Here is a 21,989-nt window from a genome sequence, read left to right on the forward strand (position 1 = left end):
GGTCCGCATCGCTCCTCAACTGGAAGCATCCCCATTCTATATGTAACGATAATCCATCCTATCTATATCCAACCTGTTATGCAAGCAAATACTGCTGTAAGAACACACCAGTTGTTTACATAAATCAAACTAATTAGTTGCATGCAATTTTTTCCCTTGCTATATAATGAAATATATACCTCGCGCTATTTTTGCATAAATTCAAATGATTACAGATAGTATATCTGTGTTAACAGAAAATTATCGTGTATTGCCGGATTGTTTTGAAACTTTAGTGACTTTGCCGTGACTTTTAGCATGCCATCAAATGTCCCATGCAATCAGCGCTATCGACGATATCCCTTTCCGTACAGCGGGGCCATATGCCGATAACTCGCATGTCTCGCGCAACCACCTCCGCTAAAGAAAGATTGAACTGGTTCTTAGCATGATTCCCCAATTGGTACGCGCATCTTTTGAAAATGACATGCGAACAGTAGGAGCCTCTGCCCTCACCATTATACGAAAGTTGAAAAACGAGCATCCTGCTATAGCGGAAGAAATCGCCAAGGCACTCTTAATCCCTTGAGAACTGCACATCCTTTAAAAGTGAATTCCTTTCCCGAAATGAGGAAATTTGGCATAGATTCAAATGCTCAAGAACCTTCAAGGGGAAACACTTGTTCGGCTATTAAGGTAGGAATGTTTGATGGCGGGGTAGACCCAACAAATCCTTTGCTTATAAGGCATGTTAACGAAAACAAGGTTTTAGAAACAGAACCTTTAGATAAAGGTGTAGAACATGGGACAGCAGTCGCAGGCTGTATCCTGTACGGACCATTAAATGCTTACGGAAAAGGTTCTCAGGTACCACAGCCTCTTGTTTCTGTCGAGAGTTTTAGAGTTCTTCCTTTAAGCGAGCCTGATGATTACGAACTTTATGAAGCAATTGACATTATAGAAAGCATCGTCCCTTCTAGGCATGATATTAGTGTTTATTATTTATCCTTCGGGCCTAACGGACCAATTGTAGATGATGATATTTCCAGGTTTACTTATGCTCTTGATGAACTAGCTTGGAATTATCGAAAGCTCTTTGTCGTCGCTGTTGGTAATGATGGTGATCTAGATAAGCCTTTTAACCGCATCCAAGCCCCTGCTGATATTATTAATGACTTGGAGTAGGGGCATTTGCATATGATTATTCTAGTGGAGAGGTTATTAGAGCATCCTACAGGGAAGGGTGTAAAGTAAAACCTGATCTTGTTTGATTTGGGGGGACGAAAACAGGCCAATACATACCATCTCTTATACTCATGGACAAAAAAGCCTTAGTAACATACCTATCCAAAACCTCATATGGCTTCTGCATCTCAGATGATAGAGAAGGAGCTATAGTTCCGATTACAAATGCAATAGTTGCTGAGGCTACTAGAGTAGTCCATCCTATATCAGCTCTTTTTGCCACTAAATTAGCGTTCACATATGCAGATAATCTTAGTAACTCATTTTCATCACAACATTCCCTCTGTAAATCTTCTATAACTCTGCTTTGATAATGCCAATCCGAAATATCCCGCTCTCTTCTTAAAAGAGTATTCCTATAAAATACATAGATGCGATCGTCTCGGACCGGAATATTCGACCTCAAGAAAAAAACAAACCAAACAGTTGCAATAGGCCCTAGTGCTGAAATTATAACCCATCTTGGGCCTACTCTGTTTCTTAAATAAGCTATGTGTATGTTAGCAATCACCAACATACACCATAATAAATATGACATATGGCTCCACTTCTTCATGTCGGATTTCGACAATTAAGAAGGTATTTCTTCCTACAACTTTCGCTACCCTTTTACACAGCGCAGCATGCTGCAGAACTGCTTCATCCCGGTCCAACTTCCCCATGGACAACTCTTGCATTTTTCTGGCTGCTTCGGCGGGGATCTGAACCGCTTCTTTTTCTTCATAGTGCTTTCCTCCAATAAAAAAGCCGCCCAGGAATGTGCGACTTCGGATACAATATACGTGGATCTAAAACCATTTTACTGAGCTGCGAAAATTAGAGCCAAAAACATTTTTTCTTACTCTCTTCCAATTTCCCCATTTCATCGTCCTCAAGCTCGAAATATCTCATTATTTCATTACACTGCTTCGACCTTCTTAGTATACCGGCATTTTGGAAAGTTGCTGCAGCCGTAGAATTGACCTTTGGGCCCGCTTCGCAGTACCAATTTATTACCGCATCTTTGGCAAGTCAATTTATCAACCGGCGCTGCTGCTATGACCGCTTTTGGTGTCGGATCTGTTCCGGGGTTCATTGCCAGGATCATGTCAATCAAGGCTTCACGATTAATAAGTTTCACCTTATTAGACTTAGCCAAATCATACGCAGCAGCCGTGTAGTCGCTGTTTGAGACCACCCAGGCTTCTCCAGCTCCATAGTGTGCAATGGACGCCTGTGCTTCCTGAACAGCCTTAATCCCCACATTCTTGTTGTATCGCTTGGCTTGGACAACGATCTTCTTCCCCTCTTTTTGAAGGACTAGATCGGCGCCATAATCACCAGCAGCTTTGGTCACTTGGGTTTTGTAACCTTGTGCTCGGAATAAGTGCCCTAAATACTTTTCAAACTGAACGCCTTCCATCTTATCGATATCTTCGATGCCTGACTTTTTTAGCCGTTCGTCTCTTTTTACACTGATGCTGATCAGCACAGCTATCAAAACCGCGACAGCAAGAATGCTAACTATCAAAGATGCCTGTAACGATTTCGTTAACGAGTATGTCCCAAAGGCCGCAACTATGACCACAAGACCACATAAGCCCTGAATAAACTCCTCCTGCTGTTTTGCCTTGCTCTTTCTTCTCGCCATGTCTACATATCCCCCATACATCGAATGTTATGATATACCAATATTCGACATTTAGGACTTTAATCCCTCCGTGAAATGAAGAAAAGAGGAGAAGAGTTACGCCCCGGTTCGTATGCTACCTATCTGCAGCCGTGCGTGTCATTATCGCCTTTTTCTATGTTTCCATACTATCGTGAAAAGACCGTCATATGGTGTTCAACTTTGGGTCAGTTTACAGTCAGGTCGTGCTCATATAAGGGTCAAAAATTTCACTTTATATTCGTACAGTGTATTTGACGAACTGATAATTCGTTTGTTACAATCTCACCAACAAATAGGAAAAGGATGAGGACGATGGTTCGTCGTTTGAAACGGTTTAAGAATGTTGCTACGGCATTAAGCTTCTAAGTAAAAAATGATTTATACTACTTAGAAGCGAGGGAAAAGAATGAAACAACATCGATTTGACCACTGGTCTGAAATTAAGTATCTAAAGGATATTGTCACGAGCCCAATGATTAAAGTAGGGGATTACTCTTACTATTCTGGTTATTACGATAATCATGATTTTGAAGATGGGTGCGTTAGATACCTATGGGGGGATGAAAAATCAAGAAAGTTATTTAACCCCATCGAAGACTATGGTTGGCATATAGATAAGTTGATTATAGGTAATTACGTATGCATTGCGAGTGGTGTAATTATTTTAATGGGTGGAAATCACAATCATCATTGTGAATGGATTACCGTGTATCCATTTGTGGAGCAAATTGAAACTTCTTACAAACCAAAAGGAGATACAATCATCGAAAGTGATGCTTGGATTGGCATGAATGCAATGATTATGCCCGGTGTGACAATAGGTGAAGGTGCCATTGTTGCGGCTGGATCGGTTGTCGCAAAAGATGTCCCACCATATACGATAGTAGGCGGTAACCCTGCTAAAGAGATAAAGAAACGCTTTACAGACAAAGAAATCGAAATGTTAAAGGAAATGCGTTGGTTCGATTGGGAACGTGAGAAAATTGAACGGGCCAATCATATCTTATCAAGTTCTTCCATTAATCAATTATATGACTTTTATCAAAGGGAAATAAAACCATAAGGTTTAATTCTAGAGCACCTCATTGAATAAAAACGAATAAGATTAATAAGCCATAGTCCCTTCTTAATAGGTAAATTAAGAAGGGACTAATTTTTTTTGAGATAGTTACAATTTAATGAAAACTCATCACTGCTCAGTTTGTCTCTACTGTTCAAAAATCCTTATCCAGCTCGAAGAACCATCAGTTTCAACGTGTTGGCCATGCTCTCGGCTCCCTCACCGATCTTCCGCCGGATCGTACTGTCTGATAAGCTGTGCCGGAAGAACAGTAGCGTCTCCTTATACGAATAGCCCTGAATGTATCTGTAATCGAACGCCTTCTTGGCATCCTCATCCTCCACGGATTCCGCGGGGGTCTTATTGTCGTTAAAAAACTTATTGTTATGTTTTCTAATTAGCTACTTTATATTCCAATGTTTACCTGTTATGGTGTAGTCGTAACAACTAATTTTGGATGGAGGTTGTCTTTATGAAATACCTAAGTAAAGCCTTGCTCTGTTGCATTGCAGCACAGGTTGGTCCACTTGGGTTGGTATGTCTGGCTCAAAAGTCGTATTAGTAAGTGGTGATGGTGTCGTGAGTCTACCGCCCTAAGCATCGGTCAGTTCTAGACTATTCAGCAAATCCACCTTTTCTTGATTTATCATTGTCTACACTCTCCTTTCTCTCTGAAGTACATCTATTATTTTCCTATTTAATGGTAACGTTGTTCTTTAAAATAAGTGATTATAGAAGGAGCTAAAGTCATGAAACTGCCCTACAAATTAGTTTTAATTACTGCTCTTGTATTTTCAGTATTCGGTGGAGTAGCTTCTGCTGCTACGACAGAAACAAACTTAAGCATCAATGATGAAGATACATTCACCGTAACCGCTGGCGTTACTTACAGAGATCTGAAAGTCTCCCATTCGGTTATGCTGTCAGGTACATCGTGGAAGCTTGTTTCTGGAGCTGATGTAGTATCTCTTAATCCTTATGGGCTAGTCACTGGCCGAAGTCAGGGGGATGCAATTATATACGCGTATGAAAATGGCCGGCTTTATTGGAAGCATTATATACGTGTAAATGATTAAATATAGTAAGGTCGGTAGAGAAGAGCAGAATTTTTTCTGCTCTCTTTTCATGTAGTTAGGATATTTTATGCGACAGCACCTATAATCTGCAGATTCAGTACAAAGCTCTGACAAGTCTGCTCAGCAGCGACAGATTTTATCCAAAGAACTTCGGTTTCGTATCTGCCCAGCCTCTGCCTGTGTTCTTCTTGTTTTACGGCGCCAAGGTTCCAGCCGCTGGTCGCACATCTCGTTTGAATAGCCCGCAAGAAGAACCGGACCCGGGTGCTTTAGTAACACGTCAAGCAATTCCACATGATCATCCTCGGTCATCTCGTGCTTATACATTTCTCCCCGCCTGGTGCCGAGGAGATACGGTGTATCGGCATAAATCAAGACGTTTGATCGGGAGTAACGTTTAATTAACTTCGTAGCCAACTGGCTTTCAAATTGCACTCTCCGAAGCCGTTCCGTTAACTGAAGGATTTTTACCGTAGAATTGGAGTGATTGCTTGTGATTGATCTGGAGCGCGTTCTTCTAGAAGGAGCTTGGTTGTCTTTGCTGTTCGTCGTTATCTTATTGGGTTCGCTATATGTTAATCCTCGTATGTGGCTGCACGATTATCCGAATGACATTCAACAGGCAGTCCGCCCGAAAACGGACACAGAAAAAAAACAGCTTGCCATATATGGAAGCTGTGTTATGGCCCTCATGCTTGTACCTTTCATCACATCGCTATACGATGGGGGAAACGTAACCTACATGAACGCCTTTCTTCATTTTTTCATCGTTTTTATGATGATAAGCTTGGCCGATCTCATTCTTATTGACTGGCTTGTTTTTTGCAGCATTACGCCAAAATTCATTATCATTCCCGGAACCGGGGGCATGAAGAGCTACAAAGATTATATGTTTCATTTCAAAGGCTTTTTGAAATCAATTGTTATATTCGGCATATTCAACCTGATACTCGCCGGTATTCGGGTTACCATTAATCTGATCTAAGGCAATCTCACAAAGGGGCCATACCCAACGAGCATAGAGAACGCTCTTACGGTACAGCCCCCTTTCTATTAATTGAATACAACTGTCTTATTCTGATACACAAGAATCCGGTCTTCAATATGCCAATGCACAGCACGGGCAAGCACGACACGTTCAATCGTGCGGCCGATGCGCTTCAGCTCATTCACGTCTGCACGATGCGTTACGCGCTCGACGTCCTGCTCGATAATCGGACCGCCGTCCAGCTCTTCCGTTACATAGTGGGCGGTTGCGCCGATCAGCTTTACACCTCGATTATACGCTTGCTGATAAGGCTTGCCTCCGACAAAGGCCGGCAGGAAAGAATGGTGAATATTAATGACATGGTTCGGATAACGCTCAATGAACTTCGGTGAAATAATCTGCATGTAACGGGCCAAAATGATGACATCCGCTTTACCTTCCACCGCTTCAAGCTGCAAACGCTCCGCCTCCGGCTTATTGTCCGGATTCACCGGAATATGAATATACGGAATACCGAATGATTCCACATATTCCTTCATATCCGGATGATTGCTTACAACCATCGCAATATCCGCATCCAGATCACCCGCTTGCCATTGCCACAGCAGCTCGACCAAGCAATGATCCTCTTTTGACACAAAGATCGCAAGGCGCTTCTTCTGACTGACACGCGAAATGCGCCACTGCATGTTAAATTCTCCAGAAATCTCTTGGAAATCAGATTCCAACTGAGGCATACGCTCCCCTAGCTGCTCCATGTCGAATTCAATGCGCATGAAGAACATGCCGCCCTCGGGATCCATCGTATATTGATCCGATTGGACAATATTGGCTCCGTGCTCATATAGAAAACGGGACACCGTCGCTACAATCCCCGCGCGGTCCGGGCATGAAATGAGCATGCGTGCGCGGTTATGCGAATGTTCTCCGGCCTGCTGCCGGGCATGTACCATTGTATGTTGATGGGTCATGAAAGGAATTCCTCCAGTAAAATGCCTTAGTAGCTGCGCTCGCCCTCTATTCTTTCACTGCTTGTCCAGCGAACCATGCGGTCAAGCGATGGTTGATCTCTTCTTCCGCCAAGTCCGGGAACAGCTCCGACTCGAGCACCATATCGTAAAGGCGTTCCATCGGCTCGCGCGGATCCGCTTTCTTTGCCTTGGCGTCATTTTTCAACAGACTCCACGTATCCAATACGAATGCGCGTTGTTCAATATCCTGCTCTGTGAAGAAATGACCCAGACGCTCCACGTCTGCAAAAAAATGTTCGCCGAAGCGTTCTGCCGCATCTCCGCGCAAAAGTGCGATCTCCGCCTCATACATCGGACGCTGCTTCTTCGCATCTTTCCCAATCCATGGCGTTTCGAGAATAAACGGACGGCCTTGAAGCGCCTCATGATGGACGACTCGCTTGATGCCGTCAAATCCAATCCAGCCGGCCCCAATTGGTGCGTGGCGGTCTTTGCCAGCGCCGGTCGGATTCTTGCTGTCGTTGATATGGACAATCGCGATGCGATCCAATCCGACCAACCGATCGAACTGTTCCAGCACGCCATCCAAATCATTGACGATGTCGTATCCGGCATCGTGAATATGGCACGTATCCATGCACACGGTTAAGCGATGATTGTCTTCGACCTTATCAATAATCGCCGCCAATTCCTCGAAGCTGCGGCCGATTTCCGTGCCTTTCCCAGCCATCGTTTCCAACGCGATATTAACATTCGTTTCCTTCGTATTGCGCAGCACCTCATTTAAGCCTTCCGCAATCCGGTTCACTCCATACTCGGCATCCTTGTCTGTATAGGCGCCAGGATGGAGCACTATATTCTGTACGCCGATGCAATCTGTACGGCGAATTTCTTCCTGAAGAAAATTAACAGCCAATTCAAAGGTATCTGGTTTGTAGGAGCCAAGGTTAATAATATACGGGGCATGCACGACAATTTCCTCGATGCCGTGCTGAGCCATCAATTCCTTGCCTTCTTCAATATAGAGCGTCTCAATTGGCTTGCGGCGGGTGTTCTGCGGTGCGCCGGTATATATCATGAATGAGCTGGACCCATAGGATACGGCTTCCTTCGTCGCAGTCAACAGCCCTTTATCGGAAAAAGAAACATGGGAACCTATTTTTAGCATAAGGCAACTCCTCTCAGATCATTACCCCTTATTTTACAAGGTATATCGAAATAAATCTAGGAATGCGGTATAATTCCTAATAGACTACTTGTAAAATGTACCACATGTTTGCGAGGTGAACCCATGCTTGACACAATCGTTTTTTTCCCGTTGACAACCGGCTTGCCAAATGAATGGTTCATGAATTCGATAGCTTTTTGGACCTTTGTATTGCTTGGATTTATGGCTATCGGAGGCTTCTTCATGTTCCGCAAGTTCATGAAGGTGCTGCCGATGAATGACGGAAAATCAAAACTGGATTGGCAAAATTACTGGGTGGAACGAAGCCGGGAGCTGTGGACCGACGACGCCAAAGCTTTTTTGGAAAAGCTGGTCGAACCTGTCCCGAAAGCTTTCCGAGATATCGCGCGTCATTCGATAGCCGCCAAGATCGGCCAAGTCGCCGTCGAGAGCGGCGCTTCCGAGGTAACTCGGGATCATTGCATTCAAGGCTACATCATTGCGACACCGAAGCGGGACTATCGCAGCCTAATCCGATTTTTGGACAAAAATGAAATCGATTACGCGCCATACAAGCACCTGCTCAACAAATAATTTTCATCACGCTCGTCAGTCACTGCAGAATATCCGGGTTTGAATTGAACATCCCCGCTGTTGAGGATGTCGACATGTAACCTCTAAGAGGTTGTTCAAAAAGACCCCCTTTGGATTACGCATTTTAAGGAGGGATAACGATTGAAAATGATGATCTGCGGCGGTTCCGGCCTTGTCGGGAAAGCGCTGTACAAGACTTGGCTACAGCAAGGGCATGAAGTCATCATTGTATCCCGTTCCCGCACCAAGCTTGTTATAGAAACCCGGAACCCTCAAGCATCCGTAATGAGCTGGTCTGAACTGGCTCATGCTCCGGAACATTGCCGCGACGTTGATGTCGTCGTCAATCTGGCTGGCGAAACGATCAATCAACGCTGGACCGATACGGCAAAGAACCGCATTGTCGCCTCGCGCGTCGTCCCGGCCCGGCGGATAGCGGATTGGGCGGGCAAGCTGCCGCGGAAGTTGCCTCTCTTGGTTAGCGCATCCGGCATTTCAGTATATGGTCCTTCGGAGACGGGAACCTTCGATGAAATGAGTCCCGCTGCCGGGGATGATTTTTTGACTGACGTCGTCTATCAATGGGAAGCCTCCGCCGACACCATCCCGGCCGAACGCTGCGTCAAGCTGCGAATCGCCCCGGTTCTTGCCAACGTCGGCGGCGCCTTCCCGTTAATGAAGCTGCCTTATCTATTCGGAGTCGGCGGGCGGATTGGGAGCGGCAAGCAGCCATTCTCTTGGATACATATCGAGGATATGGTCCGATTGATAGACTTTGTCGTTCATGACACCAGCATGGAAGGCGTTGTTAATGCCTCGGCGCCAGAAGCCGTTACGAACGAGGACTTCGGCCGCACGCTAGGCAAAGTGTATCATCGGCCCCATTGGTTCCCGGTTCCTTCCTTTACGCTCAAGCTCCTGTTCGGCGAGATGTCGATGCTCTTGCTGGAAGGCCAGCGCGTATATCCAGCCAAAGCGCTGGAACACGGTTTTACCTTCAATTACGGAACGCTTGAGAAAGCGTTAACCACGCTTCGTGATGCAGGACGCACCCCACCACAACCTTGACCACTTAGACCATTGCTTTCCTAAGCTTCACTAACGTGTGATATGAACAAGCTGGTCCGAATTCAAGGGTCAGCTTTTTTTGCCGCACATCCTCCTCAGACATTTGCCTTTATCCTGCCCGGTATATGTATTTGGAACGTGCGATTGTCAAAGTGTCCCCATCGTTAAGCGGATACAGCTTATACGGTATAAGCAGTTCTCCTTGAAGCTCGGTGCCGTTCTTCGAACCTAGATCGCGAATCGCGCAGCCTCCTTCTTGCGCGAGCACAACCTCACAATGATGTTTGGATACACCAATGCCTTCATCGCGAAGTTGGACGCCTTGTTCCGCACGCCCAATCGTATAAGGGTACAACTCCAGCATAATCCGATCCGGCAGCACGCTGCCCGCTTCGTTCATTTTCTGCAAGTGAGGGCCCTTGCTGACTGGTGAAGCCTGAGCCGATTCTCCCTCTTGTCCCAACATGACAGTAGCATCTCCTTGAGAATCGCCCAACATCGACGTATACTGCGATAAATTATCGTAATATGCTGCTCCGCCATGCGCAGCCTGTGCCCAATGCTCACTAGGATGAACCGATTCAGGCTGCAATGTCTCTCCTTGTCCCATCGCTTCCGCTGAATAAGCGCAGCCCGGCATCTCCAGGGACAGAAAATCAGGCAGCAGCATATCCTTCTTGGATGGAACGTCATGGCTGAAAGCGGCTGCATGCACTTCATTCTGACCAGCCTCCCCCCTCTGCTTAGACCATCGGTTACTCCACTTCGCTATCCAGCCGGACAGCCATGCGCCGCCGATTCCGACCACAAAGGCGCTCCATATGATGGCTACGGCCAAAGAGGCAGCGGACGGCGAGGACAGGTAACTATACCTCCACCCCAATGCGGCTGCGGCGATAACGGCCCCCGTGACGGTGATAATGCGCTTTTTACCGGATGCTGCGCCCGCTTGCTCCGCTTCTATACCTGAGGAATCCTTCCCGCTCCGTTCTTCCGCTGAAGGCCATGCTTGTTCTACCGGATTTTCATTTCGAGCATCATCTGCTATAAAATCCGGAACTGCATCTGGCAAGGTAAACAGAGAAGCTCCTTGCTGCACATCGGGAGATGTGTCTGGAGAGCCTACGATAAGAGACTCCAGCAAACGGCGCACATCCGCCAAAGACTTGTCCTCCTGAGACAAAATTTGAATAAGGCGCTGAAATCCGTCCCCGATCCAGTTACACACATATGATGACAACAATATGCCCAGACGGCGCAGGCCATCCATTCCAGCCTGAGGATGCAGCGGCTCGAGCGTAGGAATATAAGGCACATGCAGACTTCCGTTCCAAGCATGGCTCTCCACATAAATAAACTGCTCGTGAAGCAATATGTGATTTGGATGCAGCATGTACACCCGGCTCTCTTCCAATACCCGCACCAACTGCAGCATCCATTCAAAATACTGGATGGATGTCATATTAGCCGTACGAAGCACTTGGTGAAGCATCTTTTTACCGCTAATGTCATATAGAAAGGTTACTTCAAAATCAATTTCTTGAATTTCAAGCGGCAAAAAGTGAGGCACGACATTATGACGCAGCATATTGAGTTGATGAAGATCCAACTCATCGGAATGAACAGACCGTTCACGGGTCAGCAGCATCCCCATCTTGCCTTCGTGAACGAAATCCGCCCGATATCCGTACACTGTATTTCTCGCTCCTTTCGAATCGCCGGCTCGCAGCAATTTATAGCAGCTGGCTGTAATATACCGTAACCGCAGCGGGCAATACGGCCCACATAAACGGAAATGTCGCCTGGCGGGCGGCCTGAAGCTTCAAGGGTATCCACGTCCGAAGCCATATCACTTGCATGAATGCGATGCACAGCCGCTTCATTCTGCCTTTTCGGCCTACAAGAAGAATGAGCGCTGCAATGAGCCCTCCATACAATATCGAATATATAATCGTTTCCCACGTAAATTGCATTCCCATAAAGGCGCCAATCGCCGCAAACAGCTTGACGTCCCCAGCCCCAACAGCACGCACCAAGAACAGCAGCAGCATAAATCCAAACCCGGATAACGCTCCTGCCACACTAAAGGCGATCCCGTTCCAGCCATTCATGATGCCGTGCCCGACTACTGCCGCAGCACAGGCTGTCATGGTCAGTTTGTTCGGAATTTTGCGCGTAAAAATATCGGTGATAAAAGCGGCCGACAGCATCACGCTGCAGAACCACGCCGTCCATGTCATGCGGCTCCCCCCTCATCATTATAGAAATCCGATCTCATAAAATATGCATTATCGTCACTTGACAGTAAACATCCGCTCTGCGCTGCGGCCGTCTTCCGTCTTCACGACAAGACGCCATGCTCCAGATGTCGTATTGCCCGAAACGTGCCATTCCCAAAAAATATGTCCATCCGCATCGGCCACCGCCCATCCAACATGCCTCGCTTGGCTTTGCCCGCTCTTGTAAAATACGATCAGCTCAACCCGTTCATTGGGCGCGACTTTGGCAATTAGCTTCGCTTTTCTGCCTGGAAGGAGCGGTTCCGGCGTTAAACTGACCAATACGGGAACAGGCCTGTCCCTTCCTTCGCCTGCAGTCCCCTCTGCTCCCGGCGGCGGACCGTCGCCGACCCATACGCGTTCGGATGCTCTGGAAACGATGGTTACTGTCTTCAACAAAAACGGAACTCGCATCGGCAGATCGTATGCGACTTCTATCGCGACATACGGTTCCTCTTTTTTAATGACGTCGGGCAGCTTAAGATGCGTAATGCGAATGCGGTCCTCCCGCAGCACCCCTTGAATGCCATACCTAGTCATTAAAGGTTTAAACACCATTTCGCCTATACGCGCCTGTCCCCATTCCCCGGCAGACTCCGCTTGACGCTCCGCCCACTCCGTGCCATCCTGCACCCAGTTCTTAATCGGATCGGGCAGCGCATCCCCGAATTTCGTTCCGAAGTCACGCACCGCCATTCTCATGGTCATCGCTGGAGGCTTGGACAACCATTTGCCTGCGGCTCCGCGCTCGGCAGAGTCCGGCAGCTGATTCGCTGCCAGGCTGATCGGATACATATGAGCGGCGACCTGCTTCACTGCGTTGACGGCTGCCGATTGGAGAGAGGTCGAGATTACGGCCGCTTGAACCATAAAGATAAAGAACAGAAACAGCAGCAACACCATAGGCAGCAATAATGCCGCCTCTAACGTAATGCTGGCGCGTCCATCCCGATACATTTTGAAGAAATGACGCTGCACCGGCCTCCCCCCTCGTCAGTAAGAAAAGACGGAGGTTTTCTTGGAATAATAGCGGCCATCCGAAATGTCACCGTCCCATATACCCGTATGTCCCAGCCACTTCATAAGGCCCGGCAAGAACCACAACGGCATATTTAATGATAGCTCTACCTGTCCGTATGTACCGCGAGTGGACGGATCTACGCCGGTATTATGATGAATAAGGGCAAGCATACGCATGAGCATCCCATCACGGCTCCCGTGAGCAAGCATGAACAAACGCAAATGATCACTGTAAGCGAGCGTTACGGACGGCAGGAAGCGCGATAGCTGAATTTCGTTGCGGGTAACGAGCAGAAGCATGTCCTGCAATGCCTGCTCGATGCCGTATACTACCGCTGCCGCTAGAATGAGCAGAGGATTGGCCAGTTTACTGAATTCAACCAACCCTTCCATCGTCCGTATGGCAAGCCGCATGGCAAATATTTCACCATAAGCGGCAGTGATATTTCCAATCGGGCTATTGAAACCGTACAAAATATACTCCACCTCTTGATTGCCAATGCCTAACGACTCCAGCACATCTTCCCCTGGCTGTCCGAACTTGATCAAGGACTGCAGCTTGGCCGGATCGTAGGAAGTAAAATATAAAAAGGCATATTCGTTGCGGTAAAGCCGATCCCGGAGCATCCCCATCCCCTCCGCCAATTGGTCATACAAGAATGTTATCGAATCCATCGACTGCTTGCTTCTGTCAATCGCATCGGCACCGCTCCCATTCCCGCTTCTTTCTTCAGAATCAGACGTCTGATTGAACTGCGCAATCGCTTCCGCCTTGCTTCTCACCTCTTGAAATGTCTGTTGATGGGCTTGCAGGCGAGTGTCCAGATTGGCAAGCGCAAACAGCATATCGTTTGCCTTTCCCAGCTTTTGATTTGCTTCTTTTTCCTTCAGCTTGCGCTCCTTTTCAGCCTCCCTGTACCGCTTCATTTCCTGCTCGCGCAAATAGATGCGGTTGCTGGATGATTCGATATAATATTGCTCATACGTTCCCCATAGCCTCCATAGATGGTATATGGACTGTTTCAAAGCGTACGAGGAAACGGACTGATTTTTAATTTGACTCATCATGGCTTGAAACGAATTTACAGCGGCATTCAATTGAGCCGCCTTCATCTTCTGCCCCTGAATCTCCTCATTCCATTCCTGTACAAACTTCTCGGGCAGCACCAGTTGATCGGCAGCCGCATTGATTTGTTGTATCGCTTCAACAATCTGCGCATTATTCGGCATATGGCTTATATTCGGGCCTGTTGATTGTCCTCCAGCACGGTCATAGCCACTAAATGAGCGGCTGGAACGAACCTCCTCAATAACCTTCTTCATATCTTCGTTGTATGTGCTTGCTTTATTTAAATGAGTGCCTGCTTGTACAAGCATTTTCGTATGCACGGAATGCTGCCGGGATACGACTCGCTGCAATGTATAAGCAACGTTCCGGGCATATTCCTCATAATTCTCCGTCTCCCGCTCGTACTGCTTCTCTTGTCCTTCATCCAGTGAAGCGTCCGCATGTACTTTCGTTACGTAGTCGTCATATTGGGCGCCAATGTCGGCAGCGGAACGAATGGACCCTAATGAAACATCCTGCCTGATGGATGCTTCACTGGAGGCAATCATGCGCTTGATAGCAGAAGACGCTGCAGCATCCCGCGCTTTCTTCTGCAAGCGAACGACCTCATCCAGCTCCTTATTCCGGCGGTCTGCCAGCTTCTGCAGCTTGGCGAGCAGTTCCGTCGTCCGGGCCGCTTCTTTCAATGCTCCTGACAACGGCTTCAACTTGCCGGAAAGCTCAAGGGCAAATTGAACAGGCGCTTTGTATTTCATATCCTCCAATATTTGTCGCTCGAATTCATCGTAGCGGCCGAGCGGCCGGGTGATTGTCGTCGTATGGCTATCCAGCCGCATGGGCACCCAAGGAAATACGCCTGTTGATTTGTACTCATTCTGATCCTGCATTACATGCTCCATAATAAGCGCAGGATCGGTGTATCCGTATGCAAACAATTGATACCGTTCCTGCAGTGCCGGATCGTATGACGACATAACTGAACGGATTCCCGACTGCGCCAACACTTCGGTTCTCCATTCGGCTGCGGCGATGCGGGCATAATCGATGAGCACGGAAGTGAACAGAAACACCACAGCCACAATGAAGATAAGAAGCACGGATACGGAGCCCCGATCATCTGCCCATCCTAAATTCCGTTGCAATTTGCCGCATTTGCCGTCCTGCTTCATAGCCCTCCTCCTCTTCAATGCGGGCTGTTCTTCGCGTCGTCTGACTGTGCCGCCGCTTGCTTGACGGCTTCAGCCGCTTGTCCCGCTGAAATTCCTTGTTTGCTCCACATTTGCAATTTGGTATGCATATAGCGGGCCAATTCGACCGAACGAATGAATTCGACCGGTTCAACTACAGCGGCAACGGCTTGACCTTCAGAAGATACGCGGCTGCCTGTCAGACGATGAAAGGCCACTTGGTACAATGGCCTGATGAGCGACGTCGTCACGGTACGCTCTGCCACTGAGTTGTCGTATTTTAATTCACCTTGAAAAATGTTCGGCAAAAGCAGGGCCGCACGCTCCAATTTACGTTCGGGCAGACCTCTGGAATCATGCTGCGGAGGCAATGTCACGGCATACGACGTCGTATCGGACAAGTCTGAAAACAGCCGGTCTATCAGCTTGTCATTGAAGAGACGCCAATAAAGTCCGTCATGCCGGCCAGCTTGAAAAGAACCATTCTTGCCATCCTTAAAGCTGTTGTCCCAGAAGGCCGCCCCCCGCTCCGAGGCCAGAGTTGCCGCATGAGAAGCGAGCACGCTCTGAAAGATTAAAACAGCGAAAAACAGCATTGCAAGCGTACAATAAAACACAACCGGAAAAATGATGGACGCTTCCAAAGTCATCGCTCCATTATCCGCCGCCAGCTTCTTCATCCACTGCCGCAGCTTCTTTATATCGCTCCCTCCTTTTAGAAAGCCGATCGTCTTTATGGCTTAAAGATTTTGTCTGTTTCCTTCTCCGCCCTGCCTATCAGATTTTCCAAAAAAGCCGTAATATTTTTACGGAATACAAGCGCCAACACGACGATAACCGCAATAATGACAACGATTTCCACCATTCCAAGCCCATCCTCTTCCTGCCACAAACGCCTCCATATGTATTGCAACTGCATCATGCTAACCTCTTTTCTTTTCGGTTTGTTTGCCTTCTCGCAAAGGATTGACTTTTTTATTTCATCATTAATAAAGCAGGCGCTCCAACTACGGCAAGGACAACGAGAAACATAAGCATCATCGGAAAAACAAGCTTCGTTGACACTTCCTCGCCCCGCTTGCGGGCAACCGACTTGCGCTTCTCCCACAGCTGCCTTCCCAGCTCTTCCATCGCAAGGACGAATGTTGCGCCTCCGCGCCGGTGATTCATAAGGAGCGTGGTAACGAACATCGACACCTCCTGCATCGCGCAGCGCTTAGCGAACTGCTCCATTGCTTGAGGGAACGAATAGCCGTGCTGTATATCCTTCATCATGCGGTTCAATTCCGCGTACAAGGGGTGTCCATAACGCTCCTCCCGTTTTCGTTCAATACAGAGCGCCAATGCCTTCTGAACCGTCTCTCCCGCCTGTACCAGCAGCGTTAATTTGCTTAGCAGCTCAGGCAGCTCCAATTGCAGCTCCTGCCGTTTGCTTTCTGCTCTATTGATGACATCCCGCGCACGCGCCAACGGCAATATGGTGCCGAGCAGCAGCCCTCCCGCCATGTTCGCGAAGCTTCCATCGGTAACAGCAGGAAGCAGCAGGGCGGCAAGCAGTGCCGCATATGCATACAACGCCATTTCCGCCATCACGGCCCGATACATCGTATGGGAAAGGGCAGGCCCATAGATTTGCATTACGGCTTGACGCAGAGAAGCCAATGACGGATGCGTGTCCAAGGCAGGCTGCGCTTTCTCCAGCCACAGGAGCGATGCCGGCAGCCAACGAGCCGTCTTCGGCTCGATCCCCATATTTGAAATAAGCTTGTCATAACGGGCTCTGCTTATTTGATTCACCAACAAGTAGAGCAGCGCTCCTCCTATGCAAGCCAGCCCCCATACCCATTCCGGCAGCACTCTGTTCACCTCCCCTTCGACGTAACAACACACTTCCTGCCCATTTAGACGCGAATATTCATCATTTTCCGAATTAACCATGCTCCCAGCAAAAGCAAGCCCAGCGCGGCCGTAGCAATCATTCTGCCCATGCCTTCATATAAAGCCGCCATGAAGTCGGGTGAAGTCAAATTCAGGAATGCCAAAAACAAGAAAGGCGCCGCCATCATCGCTTTCATCTCCAGCTTTTTCTGCGCAACAAGAACTTCGATCTCTTGCATAATCTCCATTTTCTCGCCGATGACCGACGCTGTCCGGCGGACAACCTCAATCAGATCCCCGCCCGTTCGCTTGCAAGTGACGAATACGTCGGCAAAATTAGATATGTCGTCCTGTTCCGCCCGGCGGCTGAAATCCAAAATTGCCTTCTCAATAGGTTCACCATTCTCCTGCCTCATTGAAATAATGTGCAGTTCTCTGATGATATCCACTTCAGTGCCTGGGTACAGCAGCTTTAAATCATAACTGGCCTCCCGAAATGCATTTTCCATGGAACGCCCTGCCGATAATGACGAAGATAAAGAATATAGCACTTGCTTGAACTGTTGGGTCAATTGCGATCGTTTGCGCTCCAGCAGCACAGACTGCCTGATACGGGTATAACGTGTTCCGATAACGGCCAGCACTATCATGGCCAGCCAGTGGTGGTAGAACAAGTAGCCGATTCCCGCCATAACAGATGCTCCCGCGTAGAGAGCAAACAGGCGTTCCTTCCGATTCATAACATAGACCGAATATTGCGGCAAACCCATATCAAGTTGGCGGGAAGGTTGCTTCATTCTCTTGCTCCTTTCATCTTAAGGGCACATCCAGACCCGCCATCCGCAGCTTGTGCCTATTGCGAATGACATGCTCCGACGGAACGAGACTGCCTGCTATTTTCCCGTCTTGTTCCCCGCGTTCTTCATACCGGTATAATGACGCCAACATCACCTCTCCCTCTGCAACGCCAAGCACTTCTGCTATGTCCATTACTTTGCGCGATCCGTCCCGCATTCTGGCTAGATGGACGATAATATCAAGCGCCGATGCAATCTGCTGCCTCACGACAAGAATAGGGAGCCGGGCTCCGCTCAGAACCATCGTCTCCAGGCGGCTCACCATATCCTTTGTTCCATTTCCGTGCCCGGTCGACAAGGAGCCGTCATGCCCGGTATTCATCGCCTGCAGCATGTCGAGCGCCTCTGCGCCCCGCACTTCCCCGACGACGATGCGGTTCGGTCTCATCCGCAGCGAAGCGCGAATCAATTCCCTGATCGAGATCGCTCCTTTCCCTTCCGAATTGGCATTGCGCGTCTCAAGCGAAACCAGATTGGGAACCGTGCGAATCTGTAATTCCGCAGCGTCTTCAATCGTAATCACCCGTTCGCCGGCAGGAATATTTTGCGAGAGGGCATTCAAAAACGTCGTCTTACCCGAGCCCGTTCCCCCGCTAATGAATATGTTGTACTTTGCTTGCACTAGCATTTGCAGCAGCAATGCTGCCTCTTCGCTTATGGCGCCGCCGTCCACAAGGTCGTGCATAGTAAGCGGCTCATCCGGAAACTTGCGAATCGTCACCGTCGGCCCCTTCAGAGCAATGGGCGGCAGCACGACATGCACTCTGGACCCATCGGGCAATCTCGCATCCACAATGGGCGAAAAGTCATTCACCACGCGATTCACCTGGGATACGACAGCTTGTATGATGTCTTCCAGCTTGTCGCGGCTCTCAAAGCCGAGCGTCAGCCGCTCCATGCAACCGCGCCGTTCAATGAACAGCTCTTGATGGCTGTTAATCATAATTTCCGTTATCTCGGGATCATCCACTAGCGGCTGCAGCGCATCCAGTCCGCGAAAAGAGTAGAACAATCTGCTGACAAGCTGACATAGCGTGTCAGAAGTGAATTGCCGCGCTTCATCACAACCGAACAACGTCTGCTCGATACGTTCCGTCAATGCCTCATCTGACAGCGGTTCTCCCCATTCCATACTTTCTTGCACCCGTCTACGAATAAGCAGATAGACCGCTTCCAACGCAGCGGAGTGTTGATCGGCGCTCGACACAGTGCCGCTTCCCTTCCTCATCGCGCCGTTCCCCTTACCTGATCCGTTCCCGTCAGATTCAAATGGTTGTGCGCCCAATTCGCCAATGTTGACTCGAATACCGTCGATTGGAACCATTGTTCCGGTCCATGAATCTGTTTCCAAGAAGGAATATATGGAAGAAATCCGCTAACAGCCGCCTCGCGAAACGTCCAGCGGTTCATCATAGTCCCCATATAACGATTCACCACCAATCTCATTCGCTTAGGGCGATGGCGAACCGCCTCATCTTCCGCCCGCATCCATTCCCCAAATATGTGCTGGGACTTGATTATGTGCCCCAAATCGTCCTGCAGCAGCCAAATGACCTCGCCATTCAAGCTCCATACCGCTTCAAACGGCTGATGCTCGTTGCGGCCTTCGACTATGATCAGATCGAAACGGGCGCTCGCTTGAATACAGCAAAGAAGTCGCTGCATCAGCTTACGGTCAAGCTCCCCCCATTCCTCCATCATTTGCAGCGGCTCGAACGTGCTCGCCCCAAGCATTGGCAACGAGACGGTATACTGTTCCAATGGCATAGGGAGCCGTGTGCCGCTCTCCTGATTACGCTTTAAATAGTAAAGAAGCTGAGACAAAGAAGCTGAATCGCCGTCTGCTTCTCCACGCGGCTGCTGCAGAAGCGAATATTCTTGAATCGGATCGACATTGAGAAGAAAGATTCGCTTCCCTATGCCGGCCGCATGCTTCGCTAAGTGGAACGCGACGGTCGTCTTCCCCGCTCCTCCCCCTGCAGAGGTAATCCCGACAATGCGGCAATCGTGTGCCGGTGGTTGAACGGCGACTTGCAATAAATGCGAGTGACAACGCTCTTCAATCGTGCGGAACAACCGGGAAAGCGGCTGGTACGGATTCTCGACAATATAAGGAAAGGCACATTCCATTGATCGGTCCTCAGTGGATAACACCATAACAAGTATCCCATCCACATCTTCCTGCGTTACTTCCTGAAGGATCTCTGGCTCCGCCACGAGCATATGTATCCCGGGCTTCAACCGTAAATAATGGCGCAGCGTATCACGCTGGCTAAACACGCGCAAATGAAGTGATTCGCCATAATTGGATTGCTTCCAATAATCCGTAAACCCATCAAGTACGCGCTTCTGCTGATGAGCAATGACGATATCCCACCTGCTCATGCTTTTTCTCTCCTTTCCACCTCACCGCGTCGAATTCCAAGCACAAAAAACACCGCCACCAAGCTGACATGCAAGAACATGTCTCTAGCTTGATGACGGTGCTTCCGTACAATCGTTCAATGTGAAGTTATCCCTACAATACCACATTTTTACGTGAGACGCAATGTTTATTCTCTCCCCTCCTTATGTTGAACCACAGCTGGATTCCTTTTACATAAAATGCATAAAGAAGGCATGCAACAACGAATAATACCTCTGTCGTGACTGCAAAGGAGTGTGACTCATGCAATACGTCTGGGGATTGTTAGGCATTGCGTGCCTTCTTTTGATCGGATTTTTATTTTGCGAGGATAAGCGCCGCATCCGCTGGCGGCCCATAATAGGAGCCCTCTTCCTGCAGCTGCTGTTCGGGATGATCGTTCTCAAATGGGAAGCCGGGCGGCGGGCGCTCCGCGCCGTATCTGACGGAGTCTCCTATGTTATCACTTATGCCAATGAAGGGGTCAGCTTCGTATTCGGAAGCGCGATTCCACAGGCAGGGCAGGGCTTCGTATTTGCCTTCCAAGTGCTGACGATCATCATCTTCTTTTCCTCGCTCATCGCAGTGCTGTATCATCTCCATATCATGCAGTGGGTGATTAAAATCATCGGCGGCTTCCTGAGTAAAATGCTCGGCACGAGCAAGGCCGAGTCCTTGTCCGCTACCGCCAACATTTTCGTCGGTCAAGTCGAGGCTCCGCTAGCCATTAAGCCGTATCTGAATCAAATGACCCGCTCTGAAATATTTACGGTCATGGTCGGCGGCATGGCTTCCGTGTCAGGCTCGGTATTGGCGGGATATGCTTTGCTTGGCGTCCCTTTGGAATACTTGATTGCGGCAAGCTTCATGTCCGCACCTGCGGGATTGCTTGTCTCCAAGCTGCTTATACCGGAAACAGAACACCCTGTCACTAACGAACATATCGATGTTACAGGCGGCGAGGAAGATGCCAGCAACGTCATCGATGCCGCTGCCCGCGGAGCGGTGGACGGTCTGCAAATCGCATTGGCGGTAGGCGCTTCCCTGATCGCCTTTATTGGGCTTATCGCCTTCGTTAACGGGCTGTTGGGGGGAATCGGCGGATGGTTTGGCAATGCAGCCTTGTCTCTGCAAGGCATTCTCGGCTGGCTGTTCTCGCCGGTAGCTTTCTTGGTCGGGATACCTTGGGCCGATGCTCCGATTGCCGGCAGCTTAATCGGGCAGAAAATCGCGCTGAACGAGTTCGTTGCCTTCTCCCAAATTCCAACCATTAAAGCTCAAATAACCGACCGTTCGCTCATGATCGTCAGCTTTGCTTTATGCGGATTCGCGAACCTCGGTTCCATTGCCATTCAAATTAGCGGTCTGGCCTCCATGGCTCCAGACAAGCGAAAGTATATTACGAGCTTAGGGCTTCGCTCCGTGCTTGGCGGAACGATTGCCAACCTGCTAAGCGCAGCCATCGCCGGCATGTTCTATTGATGACTGCGTTTTA

20 protein-coding genes are annotated in these 21,989 nt (G+C 48.8%); 7 read left to right on the top strand and 13 right to left on the bottom strand.

Annotated features, from left to right (window positions below; genetic code table 11):
* Positions 1-564 precede the first annotated feature (564 nt).
* Positions 565-1,164 (top strand): S8 family serine peptidase, encoded by a 600-nt coding sequence (locus JSQ80_RS05550; protein WP_240463557.1) that lies wholly within the window; start codon positions 565-567, stop codon positions 1,162-1,164.
* A gap of 958 nt (positions 1,165-2,122) precedes the next feature.
* Here JSQ80_RS05550 and JSQ80_RS05555 read toward each other — a convergent pair.
* Positions 2,123-2,854 carry a restriction endonuclease gene (locus tag JSQ80_RS05555; protein ID WP_206094654.1) on the bottom strand — a complete coding sequence of 244 codons (732 nt, stop codon included), beginning with the start codon at positions 2,852-2,854 and terminating at the stop codon, positions 2,123-2,125.
* A gap of 427 nt (positions 2,855-3,281) precedes the next feature.
* Here JSQ80_RS05555 and JSQ80_RS05560 point away from each other — a divergent pair, with 427 nt between their 5' ends.
* From JSQ80_RS05560 to JSQ80_RS05570, 3 genes are all read left to right on the top strand, one after another.
* Positions 3,282-3,938 carry a CatB-related O-acetyltransferase gene (locus tag JSQ80_RS05560; RefSeq protein ID WP_087435708.1) on the top strand — a complete coding sequence of 219 codons (657 nt, stop codon included), beginning with the start codon at positions 3,282-3,284 and terminating at the stop codon, positions 3,936-3,938.
* A 746-nt stretch (positions 3,939-4,684) separates the two neighbouring features.
* Positions 4,685-5,011, top strand: a complete 327-nt coding sequence (locus tag JSQ80_RS05565; protein WP_206094655.1) for a BLB8/JUQZ-1 family protein — start codon at positions 4,685-4,687, stop codon at positions 5,009-5,011.
* 493 nt (positions 5,012-5,504) lie between these two features.
* The gene (locus JSQ80_RS05570; protein WP_206094656.1) at positions 5,505-5,996 is read left to right on the top strand and encodes a nitroreductase; all 492 of its coding nucleotides are present in this window, start codon (positions 5,505-5,507) and stop codon (positions 5,994-5,996) included.
* A gap of 68 nt (positions 5,997-6,064) precedes the next feature.
* On the opposite strand, the gene purU is transcribed toward JSQ80_RS05570, so the two are convergent.
* Both purU and JSQ80_RS05580 read right to left on the bottom strand, forming a co-directional pair.
* Positions 6,065-6,970, bottom strand: coding sequence for a formyltetrahydrofolate deformylase (gene purU / locus JSQ80_RS05575; protein WP_206094657.1), 906 nt, complete (start codon positions 6,968-6,970; stop codon positions 6,065-6,067).
* Between the two features lie 46 nt (positions 6,971-7,016).
* Positions 7,017-8,138 (bottom strand): deoxyribonuclease IV, encoded by a 1,122-nt coding sequence (locus JSQ80_RS05580; protein ID WP_087435711.1) that lies wholly within the window; start codon positions 8,136-8,138, stop codon positions 7,017-7,019.
* Between the two features lie 123 nt (positions 8,139-8,261).
* On the opposite strand from JSQ80_RS05580, the gene JSQ80_RS05585 reads away from it, so the two are divergent.
* Positions 8,262-8,732, top strand: a complete 471-nt coding sequence (locus JSQ80_RS05585; protein WP_087435712.1) for a DUF2621 domain-containing protein — start codon at positions 8,262-8,264, stop codon at positions 8,730-8,732.
* 141 nt (positions 8,733-8,873) lie between these two features.
* Positions 8,874-9,800: a TIGR01777 family oxidoreductase gene (locus tag JSQ80_RS05590; RefSeq protein ID WP_206094658.1), complete on the top strand. Its 927-nt coding sequence runs from the start codon at positions 8,874-8,876 to the stop codon at positions 9,798-9,800.
* Between the two features lie 109 nt (positions 9,801-9,909).
* On the opposite strand, the gene JSQ80_RS05595 is transcribed toward JSQ80_RS05590, so the two are convergent.
* The 10 genes from JSQ80_RS05595 to JSQ80_RS05640 are packed head-to-tail and all read right to left on the bottom strand — an operon-like array spanning position 9,910 to position 20,475.
* Complete coding sequence (locus JSQ80_RS05595) at positions 9,910-11,493, bottom strand: DUF6382 domain-containing protein (protein ID WP_206094659.1); 1,584 nt, start codon at positions 11,491-11,493, stop codon at positions 9,910-9,912.
* Positions 11,494-11,533: 40 nt separating this feature from the next.
* Complete coding sequence (locus tag JSQ80_RS05600; protein ID WP_087435714.1) at positions 11,534-12,040, bottom strand: A24 family peptidase; 507 nt, start codon at positions 12,038-12,040, stop codon at positions 11,534-11,536.
* A gap of 54 nt (positions 12,041-12,094) precedes the next feature.
* Positions 12,095-13,057 carry an AAA family ATPase gene (locus JSQ80_RS05605; protein ID WP_087435715.1) on the bottom strand — a complete coding sequence of 321 codons (963 nt, stop codon included), beginning with the start codon at positions 13,055-13,057 and terminating at the stop codon, positions 12,095-12,097.
* 15 nt (positions 13,058-13,072) lie between these two features.
* The gene (locus JSQ80_RS05610) at positions 13,073-15,337 is read right to left on the bottom strand and encodes an acyl-CoA cholesterol acyltransferase (RefSeq protein WP_206094660.1); all 2,265 of its coding nucleotides are present in this window, start codon (positions 15,335-15,337) and stop codon (positions 13,073-13,075) included.
* A gap of 14 nt (positions 15,338-15,351) precedes the next feature.
* Complete coding sequence (locus JSQ80_RS05615) at positions 15,352-16,035, bottom strand: pilus assembly protein (RefSeq protein WP_240463558.1); 684 nt, start codon at positions 16,033-16,035, stop codon at positions 15,352-15,354.
* A gap of 53 nt (positions 16,036-16,088) precedes the next feature.
* Positions 16,089-16,277: a Flp1 family type IVb pilin gene (locus JSQ80_RS05620; protein WP_240463559.1), complete on the bottom strand. Its 189-nt coding sequence runs from the start codon at positions 16,275-16,277 to the stop codon at positions 16,089-16,091.
* A gap of 53 nt (positions 16,278-16,330) precedes the next feature.
* Positions 16,331-17,212: a type II secretion system F family protein gene (locus JSQ80_RS05625; protein ID WP_206094661.1), complete on the bottom strand. Its 882-nt coding sequence runs from the start codon at positions 17,210-17,212 to the stop codon at positions 16,331-16,333.
* 44 nt (positions 17,213-17,256) lie between these two features.
* On the bottom strand, positions 17,257-18,030 hold the full coding sequence (locus JSQ80_RS05630) for a type II secretion system F family protein (RefSeq protein WP_206094662.1): 774 nt from the start codon (positions 18,028-18,030) through the stop codon (positions 17,257-17,259).
* A gap of 13 nt (positions 18,031-18,043) precedes the next feature.
* Complete coding sequence (locus JSQ80_RS05635) at positions 18,044-19,318, bottom strand: CpaF family protein (protein ID WP_240463560.1); 1,275 nt, start codon at positions 19,316-19,318, stop codon at positions 18,044-18,046.
* The gene (locus tag JSQ80_RS05640; protein ID WP_206094663.1) at positions 19,315-20,475 is read right to left on the bottom strand and encodes a nucleotide-binding protein; all 1,161 of its coding nucleotides are present in this window, start codon (positions 20,473-20,475) and stop codon (positions 19,315-19,317) included. The genes JSQ80_RS05635 and JSQ80_RS05640 overlap by 4 nt, the downstream gene beginning before the upstream one ends.
* A gap of 283 nt (positions 20,476-20,758) precedes the next feature.
* On the opposite strand from JSQ80_RS05640, the gene JSQ80_RS05645 reads away from it, so the two are divergent.
* A complete protein-coding gene (locus JSQ80_RS05645) occupies positions 20,759-21,976 on the top strand; it encodes a NupC/NupG family nucleoside CNT transporter (RefSeq protein ID WP_206094664.1) in 1,218 nt (405 codons plus the stop codon).
* Positions 21,977-21,989 lie beyond the last annotated feature (13 nt).

The sequence above is a fragment of the Paenibacillus apiarius genome (assembly GCF_017052585.1).
Taxonomy (GTDB): Bacteria; Bacillota; Bacilli; order Paenibacillales; family Paenibacillaceae; genus Paenibacillus_B; species Paenibacillus_B apiarius.

Bases quoted from the DNA above. Each gene is read 5' to 3' on its own strand.
- JSQ80_RS05555 (WP_206094654.1), bottom strand. From the start codon at position 2,854: ATGGCGAGAAGAAAGAGCAAGGCAAAACAGCAGGAGGAGTTTATTCAG.
- JSQ80_RS05560 (WP_087435708.1), top strand. From the start codon at position 3,282: ATGAAACAACATCGATTTGACCACTGGTCTGAAATTAAGTATCTAAAG.
- JSQ80_RS05565 (WP_206094655.1), top strand. From the start codon at position 4,685: ATGAAACTGCCCTACAAATTAGTTTTAATTACTGCTCTTGTATTTTCA.
- purU (WP_206094657.1), bottom strand. From the start codon at position 6,970: ATGACCCATCAACATACAATGGTACATGCCCGGCAGCAGGCCGGAGAA.
- JSQ80_RS05580 (WP_087435711.1), bottom strand. From the start codon at position 8,138: ATGCTAAAAATAGGTTCCCATGTTTCTTTTTCCGATAAAGGGCTGTTG.
- JSQ80_RS05585 (WP_087435712.1), top strand. From the start codon at position 8,262: ATGCTTGACACAATCGTTTTTTTCCCGTTGACAACCGGCTTGCCAAAT.
- JSQ80_RS05600 (WP_087435714.1), bottom strand. From the start codon at position 12,040: ATGACATGGACGGCGTGGTTCTGCAGCGTGATGCTGTCGGCCGCTTTT.
- JSQ80_RS05610 (WP_206094660.1), bottom strand. From the start codon at position 15,337: ATGAAGCAGGACGGCAAATGCGGCAAATTGCAACGGAATTTAGGATGG.
- JSQ80_RS05615 (WP_240463558.1), bottom strand. From the start codon at position 16,035: ATGAAGAAGCTGGCGGCGGATAATGGAGCGATGACTTTGGAAGCGTCC.
- JSQ80_RS05620 (WP_240463559.1), bottom strand. From the start codon at position 16,277: ATGATGCAGTTGCAATACATATGGAGGCGTTTGTGGCAGGAAGAGGAT.
- JSQ80_RS05630 (WP_206094662.1), bottom strand. From the start codon at position 18,030: ATGAAGCAACCTTCCCGCCAACTTGATATGGGTTTGCCGCAATATTCG.
- JSQ80_RS05635 (WP_240463560.1), bottom strand. From the start codon at position 19,318: ATGAGGAAGGGAAGCGGCACTGTGTCGAGCGCCGATCAACACTCCGCT.
- JSQ80_RS05640 (WP_206094663.1), bottom strand. From the start codon at position 20,475: ATGAGCAGGTGGGATATCGTCATTGCTCATCAGCAGAAGCGCGTACTT.
- JSQ80_RS05645 (WP_206094664.1), top strand. From the start codon at position 20,759: ATGCAATACGTCTGGGGATTGTTAGGCATTGCGTGCCTTCTTTTGATC.